The following is a 13,231-nucleotide window of genomic DNA, read 5'->3' as shown; positions in this document are numbered from 1 at the left end:
GCAGAAGGGCCCCAATCCGAGGGTCCCGATCCCGTGGCTCCTATCCGCACGCACCCAAGCAGCACTGCAAGACCAGGCAAAGCAACTTCGCGATTTCGTTGTCGCGAACCCCGACCTCGACGCGGGCGCAGTCGCCCAAACCCTTGCCTTCGGGCGCCACCATTTCCATCATCGCGCAGCCGCAATTGGTAAAGACCGTGAGGAATTGCTCATGCGGCTCGGATTCCTCGTCGAGGGAACGCCTGCAGCTAACGTCATTTACGACAGAACAAGAGCCTCTGACGGCACGGTGTTCTTGTTCACTGGGCAAGGCAGTCAACATCCCGGTATGGGACAGGCCCTGTACCATGGCTTTCCAAGCTTCAGGCAAGCATTGGACGAGGTTTTCGAGCGCCTGGATGAACATCTGGACCGGCCCTTGCGCGAAATAATGTTTGCCGAATCCGGTACGGTAGACGCCTCCCTACTAGACAAGACCGCCTACACCCAACCTGCGATTTTCGCCTTCGAGTACGCGCTCCACCGACTGGTCACCGACACATTCGGTATCACTCCACGCATGGTTGCAGGTCACTCCATCGGCGAGTTCGCAGCGGCCCACGCAGCGGGAGTGTTCACCCTAGACGACGCTGCCGAGCTAGTCGCTGTCCGCGGGCGGCTGATGGACACTGCTGAGCCGCGCGGCGCGATGATCAATATTGAGGCAAGCGAGGTCGAGATCCTCGCAGCGTTCACTGACGAGAATCCTGAGCGAATCGCTATCGCCGCAGTCAATGCGCCGGACTCCGTAGTGATTTCCGGAGATAGGACTTGCGTGGCAAGACTCGCCGAAGGATTCCGAGCACGGGGTCGCAGAGTTCGCGAACTACGGGTAAGCCACGCGTTTCATAGTCCACACATGAACCCGATACTTCCTGAATTCCGTCGAATCGCAGAGCGCGTAAACTACGCTCCACCGAAAATCCCCGTAGTTAGCGGGTGCACCGGAACCGTCGTTGAGGCGAGCGACATCACGACGCCCGACTACTGGACCAACCAAATCCGTCTGACGGTCCGATTCAATGACTGTATACAGACAATGTGCGACAATGGAGCTACGCGATTTCTAGAAGTCGGACCCGATGCAGTACTCACCCCCTTGGTGGGGACACACCATTCCCTCCCGCTCGCGGTTCCCACATGCATCAAGCGCAAGTCCGAGATGAACGTGTTTCTGAGTGCTGTCGCTCGACTACATGCACACGGCGAAACAATTATGTGGGGCAGGCTCTTCAGCGACTTTGAACGTACAAATCTGCCCACCTACCCATTTCAGCACCGCGCATTCTGGCTGGCCAATTCACCAGAGATGGCCGCCGCGCGAGGGAGCACGCACCCTGATCGCTTCTGGGCCGCAGTGGAACGGAATGATCTCGATGGCGCAGTCGTCGTCCTGCAAGCAACCCCGCAGGAACGCGAAGCGCTAGCAATAGCACTTGAATCCCTCCATAAACTACGCCAGCGCGACTTGAACAATTCACCAGGCACTTCGAATGAGCCCGCCAACGAGTTGCGAGGAAGACTTGTCGATGCGACCGAAACAGAACAGCTTAGAATAGTCACCGATCTTGTGCGTACCCAACTCGCGGCAGCCCTTGGGCACGACAGGCCGGATGCCATCACCACTGACACAAGCATTATTGACCTCGGCCTCACGTCGTTCATCGCCCTTGAGCTTTGTAACCAGCTTGCCGCGCGCGGACTTCCCATCACGCCTCGCGCCGTGTTCGAGCAGCCGACGGTCGCAAAGCTGGCGTCGCACTTATGCAGCACGATTGTTAAACCAGGCGAGCAAGCGTCGCCGTAAGCATTTGCCAAAGGAGCACTATGAATCAGCCTGTTGTCATTGCCGGAGCAGGTCCCGTCGGCTTGATGCTCGCCTGCGAGCTCGGCCTTGCCGGCATCGAAAGTGTTGTCCTTGAACGAACCAAGGAACCCCGAGAGAATTCTCCAGGAATGGCGATAAACTCGGCGACTGTAGAACTACTTCAACAGCGTAGCCTTTTTGATGAGGTGCTGGCGAAGGGCAGGCAACTCCCGCTTGCCCACTTCGCCCACCTCCCCCTTGATCCCATCCGGGTGGCGGATATGCACCCAAGTACTGCCCTGGTCGCGCAAGCACATCTGGAAGCCTGCCTCGCCGAACGAGCGAGGAGCCTCGGCGCGCAGATTCGATACGGTCACGAGGTCAAAAGGTTTACTCAGCACGAAACCGGGGTGATAATAGTGGTCCGCGCCTGCGGCGGTGAGCATACCCTGGAGAGCGCCTATTTGATTGGATGCGATGGAGCGGGTAGCACCGTCCGGTCACACGCAGGGATCTCATTCCCTGGAACCACCGCACCGTTCTACGGCCTGACTGCCGAGGTCGAAGTAGGACCGTCCCACGCGCTCCTGGACCACATCGGAGGGCACCAGTACCACAACGGGATCTTCACCGTCATGCCAATGGGCACTGGAGTACTTCGGGTCTCTACTGGTGAGTTCGGGACCTCCAAGCCCAGCGCTGCGGCCGCCAGCGCTGCCGCGCTTACGGCTCACATCCGCGCACTCACAGGGATGGCGATCGATCTTGGATTTGTGCGGTGGGTATCGCACTGGCACAACGAGACTCGGCATGCAGAAAGCTATCGGAGCGGTCGGATTCTGATCGCCGGCGATGCCGCCCATGTGCATTTCCCGCTCGGAGGGCAAGCGCTGAGCACGGGAGTAGAGGACGCTGTGAATCTCGGTTGGAAATTGGCTGCAACAATTGCTGGCCACGCACCTCCCGGGCTACTCGACACTTACCATGACGAGCGGCACCCGGTCGGCGCTCGGGCTTGTAGGACGACGCTCGCCCAGCTCGCACTGATGTACCCGATGGAAACCGTTGCTCCGCTACGCGACCTAGTCGCTGAACTGACTGAGTTCGACGATGTAAACGATCACCTAGTGCGGCTGGCAGCCGGCCTGGGTATCCGCTACCCGATCGGCACTCATGAGCTGGCAGGATGCCGGCTGCCAAATATTGAGGTGACAACTTCTGGGAGAACGCAGCGAATAGCCGAATTGCTGCAAGCAGGTCGCGGGGTGGTTCTCGATACGACGGCTGCTTCGCTCCCCTTCGAGACGAACCGCTGGGCAGGTGTCGTCGACTTCGTACAAGTTCACCCGACGAAGGACTTGCGTGCCGATCGAGTCCTGATCCGCCCGGACGGCCGAGTAGCTTGGGCCGATTGTGGCGCTGACGACGATGCGGGGCTGATATCCGCGTTAGTGTCATGGTTCGGCAAGGGCACTGACCTGCCCCTTTTGGAAGAAGCTTAACTTCGGTTTAGCGCTCGCTGGGATCGTCAACTCATAACTACCGAGCGGGAAATCTATCGACCTCAATTCTCTGGTACGGAGATTCTGGCGCGGAATGAATCGACTGCATGGCAGCGAGATCTCGTTTACGGCCGAGATACAGAGAGGTGCTACAAGTGATAGAGAGCCCGCTAGTCACAATTGGTCTGCCGATCACCTGCTTCTTCCTGATGATCGGTATTGGTTTGACCTTGACACCCCAGGAGTTCTCCCACGAGATCAAACACCCGAAAGCAATCCTAGTCGCGTCCGTCGCACAATTGCTGCTAATGCCAGCGCTCAGCTTCGTGATCGCCTGGACGCTGTCTCTGCCACCGCTGCTGGCCATCGGACTGGTGACCATTGCTGCGTGCCCAGGCGCCGCCACAGCCCCCGTGATGACCTACCTCGCCCGGGCGAATGTACACCTCTCGATTGTTTTGACCGTGGTCAACAGCATGCTCATCATCGTCAGCCTGCCAATCTTGGTCAACCTGGCGATCGATTCACAACCGGTGAGCGTCGACGAAGCGATTGTCGTACCAGTGCCTCGCACGATGGCACTGCTGTTTGGCGTCGTGCTTGTCCCAGTGATGCTAGGCATGGTTATCCGCGCTAGGGTGCCCAACACCGCGGCACGGATGGAGAAGGCCGTATCGATTTTCGGGGCAATCGAACTCGTTGCTCTGATCGTGGCGATAATGATCTCGCTTGGTAGCAAGGTATTCGAATACCTGGCCCAGGCCGGGGTTGCGGTAGCTCTGCTCAATCTCGGCGGAATCGCGATCGGAATCGGCGTCCTTACGCTGGCGAGACTACCCGTTGGTAGCCGGATCGCCGGCGGCATGGAGCTAGGTATCAAGAACGGCGCACTCGGCATGGTAATCGCGATAGCGGTCGTTGGCAGTGAAGAAGTAGCTGTTCCCTTCGTGGCCTACGGCATCGTGATGTACTTTTCCGCATCGATGATCGTCCTATATGTACGGCATCGTGCCCGCTCAAGCGTCCATGTTGTGGACGGTGTGACTGTTTAGGCTTGACCGGATGCGGGCTCTGCATGCGCAGTCGCCACCAGAGTTGCTCCACCGATAGCAAGAGCCCGTTGTTCTGTATCTCACCAGATGATCGAGGTCATCGCGGGTTGAACACCGATTTCTTGGGGACTTAGTCCGCCTTTAGTGTGCGAAACGATCATCTAGGCCAACGGCATCGTTGAGCGGATCCGCACGACAGGCACCTGAAAGGAGCTGATTGTGACCGAAACAGGAATATATGTTTTGTCGACGGGCACGGTGCTGCCCGGACCCGCAGTGGACAATGCAACCCTTGCCCACTACCTAAATGTGCCACCATTGTGGCAGCAATGGATTGATACTTTTATCGGCACGGATAGCCGGCATTTTTCGGTGGATCTGGATACCGGTGAGCGCCTTTATACGCTGGCCGACCTTGGTTCGGAGGCGGCGGCGCGAGCGCTATCTGCAGCCGCCGTCCGCGCGAGCGACATCGATTTGATTGTCATGGGTACCTCATCCCCCGACAATCTGATGCCAGCCACAGTAAACCTCGTTGCGGACCGGCTTGGTATTACCGCAGTGCCCACCTACCAGCTCCAGTCGGGATGCGCCGGAGCTGTGCAGGCGCTCGACGTAGCGCGTCAGATGCTACGTACAGGACGTCATCGCACAGCACTCGTGATAGGCGCAGACTCGTGCGCGAAGCATATGGGTCTTGCCACCAACCTGGCATCGGCATCACCCGCCGAGCAGATCAACGGCGTGCTGTTTGGGGACGGAGCAGGTGCGGCAGTCCTCACGACTCTCAGGCCCGATCCGTCGGCCAACGCCGCTGTCTTGTACCCCGTACTGGTCCGCTTCGCCGGGTTGAACCAGCCGCCTGGACAAACTATCGAGTGGTTTGGCAAAGCGGAACTCCACTCCGATCAGCCTGCTGCGGTCGAAGACTATAAGGCGATCGAGGCCCTAGTGCCTTCGATGGCGGTTAACACGCTTCGAGATCTACTCGACGAGCTCGCCTGGAAAGAGGCAGAGGTCGACTATATCCTGCCACCGCAGCTTTCTGGTCGGATGACCGCCCGAATAATGGCGGAATTCGCCCTTCCTCATGCATATGAAATCAGCTGCGTGAAGGAAACGGGTAATACGGGGAATGCTCTGCCGTTCTTCTTGATTGAGGGAGTGTTGCCAAGAATGGCTGAGGGCGATCGAGCAGTTGCTGTTGCGATCGAGTCGAGCAAGTGGATCGAGTCGGCGTTCGCGATTGAGAAGGTGTGAAAGCAGTGAGCCAAACGCGTCCGGGCGATGGCGATTCCATGAAAAGGACTACTTCGCATACCTCTGTCATCGATCTCTACCGTAGCGGTAGGCTCATTGACGAATACCCGACCGTCCGATGGCTGCTCGCCGATCTCAGCGACGCTGAGCTGATCCGAGCCGGCCGTGTGCTGGCGCGACTCGACCCAACAGAGATTGTCGAACGGCATCCCAGTACAGCTGTTTTGCGCGTTGCCCTCACCGGTCACGGCACTTTCGCAAATCTGGTTCCGGCGCTGACCGCAGAGCTCGCGCGGCACGGAGTAGCGCCCCGCTACTATGTCGCCGATTTCGACAGCTTCGTATTCGAACTTGCCGATTCCGGAAGCATGCTCTATGCAGCCAAACCGGATATGACACTTTGCTTACTCGATCCAATGCTCGTATTCGATGAGCTTAAGGAGCCCTGGCGAGCTGACGATGTAGATCAAATCCTTAAGGCAAAGCTAGGCCTTATAGAGAACCTGGTGGCGACTTTTAGGGCTCAAAATACCGGAATACTGGTCCTAAATACCCTTCCCCTACTTCGCCGTTTCACCGCTCAGCTGATAGATCACAGCTCAAGAGCAAAGTTGGGCGCACTGTGGCGGGACGCAAATTCCTCATTGCTGCGAATGAGCGAAGCAAACCCGACGGTCGCAGTTGTCGATTTAGATCCGATCATCGCTGATGGAGTGCCAGCCAGCGACGCGCGCATGAGTCAGTACGCTAAGGCGCACTTGTCCTCTGAGCTGCTTGCTTCCTACGCCCGCACCGCTGGACACATTGCCTCTCATTTATGTGGCCGGACGAGGAAGGCGCTTGTCGTCGACCTTGACGATACCCTGTGGGGTGGCACCGTTGGCGAGGATGGTATCGACGGGATCGACGTTGCGGATGGCCCAAGAGGGCAGGCATTCACAGCTTTTCAACGAGTAGTAAAACAGGTTGCGTCACAGGGCGTTCTTCTCGCGGCGGTGAGTAAGAACGAACCGAACCTTGTCCGGCAGGTGCTGCAGGACCACCCGGGTATGACATTGCGCGAGCACGACTTCGTCAACGTGATCGCGAACTGGCACCCGAAGTGGGAAAATCTCACCGAACTGGCGGCGACGCTAAATCTAAGCACCGATGGTTTTGTGTACATCGACGACAGTTCCTTTGAATGCGGGCTTGTGCGCAACGCGCTGCCTGGAGTTGCAGTCCTGCAGGTCGACGAGGAACCCGCCTTTCATGTCGAAACGCTTCTACATGACGGCTGGTTCGACGGACTGCAACTTACCGACGAGGATCGTATTCGCGTAAATCGATATCGCGACGATGTCGCACGGAAGGATTTCCTTGACAGCTTCGACTCGGTCGAAGCCTACCTGCACGAACTGAGGGTTCAAGTCAGGCTATCCGGAATGACCCCGGAGGACGTGCCCCGGGTTGCGCAGCTCACTCTGCGAACCAATCAGTTCAATTTAACGACGATTCGGCTGCAAGAGGGCCAGGTTCGAGACTTGTTGGCCGACCCTCACGCGCAGATAGTAACAATCCGTTCGCAGGATCGATTTGGCGACAATGGGCTGGTTGGCGCGATATTCATTCGCTGGGAGGAACAATCTGCGCACATCGAGAATTTTCTACTTAGCTGTCGCGTTTTCTCTCGGGGCATAGAGCATGCCAGCCTTGCTCAAATTTTACACCGCGCCCGCGGTCGCGGAACCAAGACGGTGTACGGACACTACCGCCGAACGACAAAGAATACGAAGGTCGCCGACTTCTACCGAAGATACGGATTCGTTCAGGTCAGCGCAGATGAAAGTAGATCAATTTACTCACACGACCTTGACAAGATCATTGAACCTCCAGCCTTCGTCCATGTGAGGGATGAAATCGAGGGAGCACGATGAGCTCGATAGAAGACTTCGTCGAACTGGTGAATATGGAAGCCGGGCTATCCCTTAAAGTGATTGACGCCGATGTTCATTTCGACCATCTAGAGGGATGGGATTCGTTACATCTCCTGGCGGTACTGACTGCATTAGAGCGCCAGACTGGACGCCGCATCTCGATGCCGGATGTTTTGACTGCCCAAAATCTCAGGGACGTGTACAAGCTGGTGATCCAGTCGTGAGCCGTATAACTTCGTCTGTCGCACCATTGGTTCGCGAGCGCCGCCACACCTTACATTTCCTGCGGGAGATTCGGTCGGTTTCTGCAGTGCACTTGGATACCGATGTAGACGTCTCCACTATCCAGCGACAACAGGCCATCTTACGCGCCGCTGGTCACAGCCGATCACTCGTCACATACGTGCTCTATGCGGCTTCCCGTGTACTGGCGCGCCATCCCGATGCAAACGCTGCAATTCGGGGGAGGCTGCGACCCCAGGTCGCCCATTACTCAACGGTGAATGGAAAACTCACCTTGGATCGCACCATCAACGGTCAACGAGTTGTGCTGTCTGCCGTCTTCGCCGACCTACAACGTACTGGGCTCGATGATATCCAGGAACGCCTTCAGGTACTGAAGACCGGCGATCCCGCCGAACTGGCTGACTTCGCTGGCGCCCGCCTCCTCCACAGGCTCCCAATTCCTCTGGGGTCCATGCTGTTTCGACTTGGTATCCGGCCCTTCGGCAGGCGCGCCAGCGCCCTGGGGACCTTTGCAGTGAGCTCTCTGGGACATCGCTCCATTGATGGCTTTCATGCAATCGGCGGGACCACAATTACCTTTGGACTCGGGCAGGTAGCCGATCGTCCTGTAGTGCGCGACGGCGCGGTGGTCGTCGCTCCCGTCCTGCGCCTGAACATGTCGTTCGACCACCGAATGATCGATGGCGCTGAGGCAGCCGACGTACTTGCCGAAGTCAAGGCAGCGCTAGAGGGATTCAGCGAGAAAGGCATCCAAGAGCTCGATCGAGAGATACCTGCGATATGAACGATGTCAACGAGCTCAAGCAATTCGCTGGCGTGCATGCTCGGGGCCAACAAATACCAAACTATGACGAGATCCTCGATCGCATCCACCACGACGGCGAAGGCTCCGGCTCGTGGGTAGGAGAATGGATTCGGGCCGCCGAAAACCTTGCATCGCATAAACTCCACTTGGAGGCGTCGCGGCACTACACCATGGCACGGTTTCCGTTCGTGAATGGGCCGGCCCGCCAGTCTGCACTTGAAGCGGGCGTGATGGAATTCGACCGGTGGCGAGCCAGCGGAGAACACCATATCTATCCACTTGATCTCACTGTCGGTTCGGGACAGTTCCGATGCTGGACGACGGGGCTTTCGACCACCAAACCGCGACCATTGTTGCTTATCATGGGTGGCATTGTCACTACAAAGGAGCAGTGGGCACCTCTCCTTGCCCGCTTGGGGAAGTTCGGCATTGCGGCTATCGTTACCGAACTCCCAAGGGTGGGCGAGAATACGCTTTGCTACGACATCCATAGCTGGCGGATGCTGTCGAGCATTCTCGACGCCGTCGCCGACCGAGCCGACGTCTCCCGCACCTACGCTATGAACCTGAGCTTCAGCGGTCATCTCGCCCTTCGTTGTGCAACGGAGGATCCACGAATACGCGGGGTAATCACAGTTGGCGCGCCGATCACAGAATTCTTTAAAGACCGTCAATGGCAGTCCAAGGTTCCTGATCTCACTCTTGACACCCTTGCTTATCTGACCGAGACCCCGCGCGCCGACCTAGGGAACGCTCTCAGCAACTGGGCGCTGTCCGCCGACCAAATTGCGGCCCTAAACATTCCCGTGTCGTATGTCGCCAGTACTCAGGACGAGATCATCCCGCCATCGGAGGTCAGGTTTCTACGCGAACATGCACGCAATTTGCAGGTGCTTGCGCATGAGGACGTCCACGGTGCCCCACACCATATGTCGGAGACATGGCCCTGGTGCCTGGCTTCGTTGTTCCGGATGCTCGACCACAGAAGCCTCCGGGGTGCGGTATTCACAGCGATGTGGATTGCTCAGCGCACTCGAAGGCGGCTGACGAGCACCGGCTACTGAGCTTTAGCAAGAGGCTAGGTACCGCTTAGCCCGAGCGATCAGAGTAGAACGACCGCTCGGCACGGCATTCAATTGCCACCGGGCTGCGAATGCTCCCCGAGCTGCGAAGGGAAAGTACGCGGAATGGTTGACAGGATCGAATTGAACACGGGCGGAAATCTAATCGCGGACCAGGCCGTCGCCATCATCGGCCTGTCATGTCGACTCCCCGAGGCTCCGAACCCTGAGGCCTTCTGGCGGATGCTGATTTCCGGTCGCGATGCAGTCGGACCAGTGCCTCGGGACCGATTCGCCGATGCGCCAACGGATGGCCCAGGCGCCCGCGGTGCATTCATCGAGAATGTGGACGGATTCGATCCGGGGTTCTTCGGCATCTCGCCCCGTGAAGCGGAGGCTATGGATCCGCAACAGAGACTGATGCTGGAGCTATCCTGGGAAGCGCTCGAAGATGCCGGCATCATTCCGTCGGATCTCAGCGACGGTGACGTCGGCGTCTTCGTCGGGGCGATTTGGGACGACTACGCCACGTTGCTGCAGCGGAGCCGCGGGGCAGCAAGCCGCTATGTGTTCACCGGCGTCCAACGAGGCATGATCGCTAACCGTGTCTCCTATTCCCTTGGCCTCCGAGGGCCGAGTATGACCATCGACACAGCCCAATCGTCCTCTCTGGTTGCGGTGCACACGGCCTGTGAGAGTTTGCATCGTGGCGAGGCGAAGCTGGCGCTGGCAGGAGGAATCAACCTAAACATCTCCTCGGAGAGCACAGCTCGATCAGTCAATTTTGGCGGCCTGTCGCCCGATGGACGTTGCTATACTTTTGATGCTCGAGCGAATGGCTATGTTCGCGGCGAGGGCGGCGTTGTAGTGGTGCTTAAGCCCCTCACTGATGCTTTGGCTGATGGGGATCCAATTTACTGCGTGATCCGCGGGACCGCTATAAACAACGATGGCGCAACTACAGGCCTGACCGTTCCCAGCGCTAAAGGGCAGTCTCGAGTAATCCGCGATGCGTGCGCCCGCGCTGGGGTCAGCCCTGGTCGAATCCAGTACGTCGAACTACACGGAACCGGTACCGCGGTCGGAGACCCGATTGAAGCCACGGCCCTTGGAGAAGCTCTGTGCGAGGACCGCTCGCCTGCCGCCCCCCTTCTGGTCGGCTCCGTAAAGACCAACATCGGTCATCTCGAAGGCGCAGCAGGAATCGCGGGACTGCTAAAGACGGTCCTTAGCATCAAGCACCGGGCACTGCCACCGAGTCTGAATTTCGAGAGACCGAACCCGAACATCGACTTCGATGCGCTTGGGCTGCGCGTTCAGGACCGGCTCGGCGCATGGCCCCGGTCGGAGCTCATTGCTGGTGTGAGTTCTTTCGGGATTGGGGGAACCAACTGTCACGTAATCCTTTCCGAGTCTCCAGTCACACAGCAACCTGTCCACGGTCAGCGTGGCGCCCGGCATGTCCAGTCACCGATACCATGGGTGCTGTCTGGCCGGACGAGCACCGCACTGCGTGCCCAGGCATCTCGACTGTTGGATTCCTTGCAGGATCGGGTCAATAAACCAGTGGACGTCGGATGGTCGCTGGCTACCACCCGGACAGCGTTTGAACACCGTGCAGTCATTGTCGGGGCCGATGAGACAGACATGTTGAGCCGTCTGCGTGCGCTAGCAAGTGGCCATGATGTTCCTGGAATTGTTCGAGGGGCACAGGATGCGAGGACGACTCGGGCTGTTTTCGTATTCCCTGGGCAAGGGTCCCAGTGGCCAGGTATGGCGCTGGGGTTGTTCGAGCGGTCGACTACATTTCGCGATGCGTTCATAGCATGTGACACGGCATTGCGAAAGTACGTTGACTGGTCACTGTTTGACGTACTTCAAGGTAGGCCGACCGCCCCCTCTCTCGATAAGGTCGACGTCGTCCAGCCGATGCTCTTCGCAGTGATGGTCTCGCTGGCAAGGCTGTGGGAATCGTTCGGTCTTCGGCCGAGCGCGGTCATCGGCCACTCACAGGGTGAGATCGCGGCAGCACACATCGCTGGCGCTCTCAGTCTCGACGACGCTGCTCGAGTTGTGGCGGTGCGAAGCAATGCGCTCACCGCTGTGGCTGGCCATGGTGGGATGGCTTCCGTCGCCCTGTCGGTCGACGCGGTAACAGCGCTGCTCGACCAGTGGCCGGGACGGTTGGACATCGCGGCCGAGAATGGCCCTGCCGCGACAGTAGTGTCCGGCGAATCTACTGCGATCGATGAATTGCTTGCCGAGTGCACCGTTCAAGGAGTGAGCGCGCGGAAGATACCAGTCGACTATGCGTCACACTCGGTGCAGGTCGAGCCCATTCGAACGCGTCTTCTCGGCGAGCTAGCAAGTATCACGCCTCGGAGGAGTGAGATCCCGTTCTACTCCACAGTTACCGCAACGGTCCTCGACACGGAGCTGCTCGATGGGGACTACTGGTATCGGAACTTGCGCATGCGGGTGCAATTCGCCTCGGCGATACGCCAGCTCGGCGGCAGCGGACATCAGACCTTCATAGAGTGCAGCCCCCACGGAGTGCTCGTCCTTCCGATACAGGAGACTCTCGACGATGCGCTCGTAGTCGGTTCGCTGCGTCGCGACGAGGATTCGTGGCTGTCCTACCTCGGAGCTCTCGCACAGGTTTACGTCTACGGCGCCACCGTCGACTGGTCCAGGGCGTTCCCATCAACAGCGCACAGAATCCAATTGCCGGCCTACGCATTCCAGCGCGAGCAGTACTGGCCTCAGCTCACCCACGGCACGCCGGAAGTCCCCGCCGTCGACGATGTCCGTTACGAACCTCGTGATGTGTCAAGGACAAGCACTATCGACCAAGAATCCTGGATAGAACAGCTTACTGGTCTTACCGATCCGGAACAGCTCGCAGTGTTGGTCGAACTGATCCGTACAGAAACCGCGATTGTTGTCGGTCATCTGCACGCAGACGCTGTAGACCCTGCACGGACATTCAAGGATTTGGGCATTGATTCGCCTGCTGCCGTCGAGCTACGTAACCGACTGACTACAGCGCTCGACCGAAAGCTAGCACCGACCATTGTATTCGCACATCCGACACCGATCTCGCTAGCTGAGCACCTCCGACAACAGCTTCTTGAACATTCCGATGCAATTTTTGCGCCGGCGGCTAACGCAGTTGACGAGCCGATTGCGGTTGTGGGTATGGGGTGCCGGCTTCCCGGCGGTGTGACCAGTCCGGCGCAGCTGTGGGATCTGGTCGCTGGTGAGGTCGATGCCATCGGCGGCTTCCCCGAGGATCGCGGGTGGAATCTCGAGGATCTGTTCGACTCGGATCCGGACATGATCGGCAAGTCGTACACCCGTCACGGTGGGTTCCTTTACGACGCCGACGGTTTCGACGCCGAGTTCTTCGGCATCAGCCCCCGAGAGGCATTGGCACTAGACCCCCAGCAACGCCTGCTGCTCGAAGTCGCCTGGGAAGCATTCGAAAACGCCGGCATCAACCCCACCACCCTCCACGGCGACCCCATCGGAACCTTCACCGGA

General features: G+C 58.5%; 9 protein-coding genes. All 9 read left to right on the top strand.

All coding sequences use genetic code 11. The annotated features are described in order from the left end of the window. A partial coding sequence (locus NAM01S_RS34545) for an acyltransferase domain-containing protein (RefSeq protein WP_157108013.1) occupies window positions 1–1,846 on the top strand: 1,846 nt, incomplete at its 5' end. A gap of 20 nt (window positions 1,847–1,866) precedes the next feature. Beyond that, on the top strand, window positions 1,867–3,348 hold the full coding sequence (locus NAM01S_RS34540; RefSeq protein ID WP_084483489.1) for an FAD-dependent oxidoreductase: 1,482 nt from the start codon (window positions 1,867–1,869) through the stop codon (window positions 3,346–3,348). Window positions 3,349–3,503: 155 nt separating this feature from the next. Beyond that, complete coding sequence (locus NAM01S_RS32205) at window positions 3,504–4,400, top strand: bile acid:sodium symporter family protein (protein WP_067792814.1); 897 nt, start codon at window positions 3,504–3,506, stop codon at window positions 4,398–4,400. Window positions 4,401–4,619: 219 nt separating this feature from the next. Continuing rightward, complete coding sequence (locus NAM01S_RS32200) at window positions 4,620–5,660, top strand: 3-oxoacyl-ACP synthase III family protein (protein ID WP_084483487.1); 1,041 nt, start codon at window positions 4,620–4,622, stop codon at window positions 5,658–5,660. Window positions 5,661–5,665: 5 nt separating this feature from the next. Continuing rightward, complete coding sequence (locus NAM01S_RS32195) at window positions 5,666–7,576, top strand: HAD-IIIC family phosphatase (RefSeq protein WP_218018493.1); 1,911 nt, start codon at window positions 5,666–5,668, stop codon at window positions 7,574–7,576. Next, window positions 7,573–7,800, top strand: coding sequence for an acyl carrier protein (locus NAM01S_RS32190; RefSeq protein WP_067792809.1), 228 nt, complete (start codon window positions 7,573–7,575; stop codon window positions 7,798–7,800). The genes NAM01S_RS32195 and NAM01S_RS32190 overlap by 4 nt, the downstream gene beginning before the upstream one ends. A gap of 293 nt (window positions 7,801–8,093) precedes the next feature. After that, window positions 8,094–8,606: a 2-oxo acid dehydrogenase subunit E2 gene (locus NAM01S_RS36880; protein WP_169810934.1), complete on the top strand. Its 513-nt coding sequence runs from the start codon at window positions 8,094–8,096 to the stop codon at window positions 8,604–8,606. After that, window positions 8,603–9,691 (top strand): alpha/beta hydrolase, encoded by a 1,089-nt coding sequence (locus tag NAM01S_RS32180; RefSeq protein WP_067792803.1) that lies wholly within the window; start codon window positions 8,603–8,605, stop codon window positions 9,689–9,691. Before NAM01S_RS36880 ends, NAM01S_RS32180 begins: the two co-directional genes overlap by 4 nt. Before the next feature lie 123 nt (window positions 9,692–9,814). After that, a partial coding sequence (locus tag NAM01S_RS35520; protein ID WP_157108011.1) for a type I polyketide synthase occupies window positions 9,815–13,231 on the top strand: 3,417 nt, incomplete at its 3' end.

The organism is Nocardia amikacinitolerans NBRC 108937 (assembly GCF_001612615.1).
Classification (GTDB): Bacteria; Actinomycetota; Actinomycetes; order Mycobacteriales; family Mycobacteriaceae; genus Nocardia; species Nocardia amikacinitolerans.
The sequence above is the reverse complement of the archived record's forward strand: the minus strand, read 5'-3'. Positions and strand labels throughout refer to the sequence as shown.

Excerpts from the sequence above, each read along its gene's own strand:
- NAM01S_RS32190 (WP_067792809.1), top strand. The coding sequence starts at position 7,573 with ATGAGCTCGATAGAAGACTTCGTCGAACTGGTGAATATGGAAGCCGGG.
- NAM01S_RS32180 (WP_067792803.1), top strand. The coding sequence starts at position 8,603 with ATGAACGATGTCAACGAGCTCAAGCAATTCGCTGGCGTGCATGCTCGG.
- NAM01S_RS34540 (WP_084483489.1), top strand. The coding sequence starts at position 1,867 with ATGAATCAGCCTGTTGTCATTGCCGGAGCAGGTCCCGTCGGCTTGATG.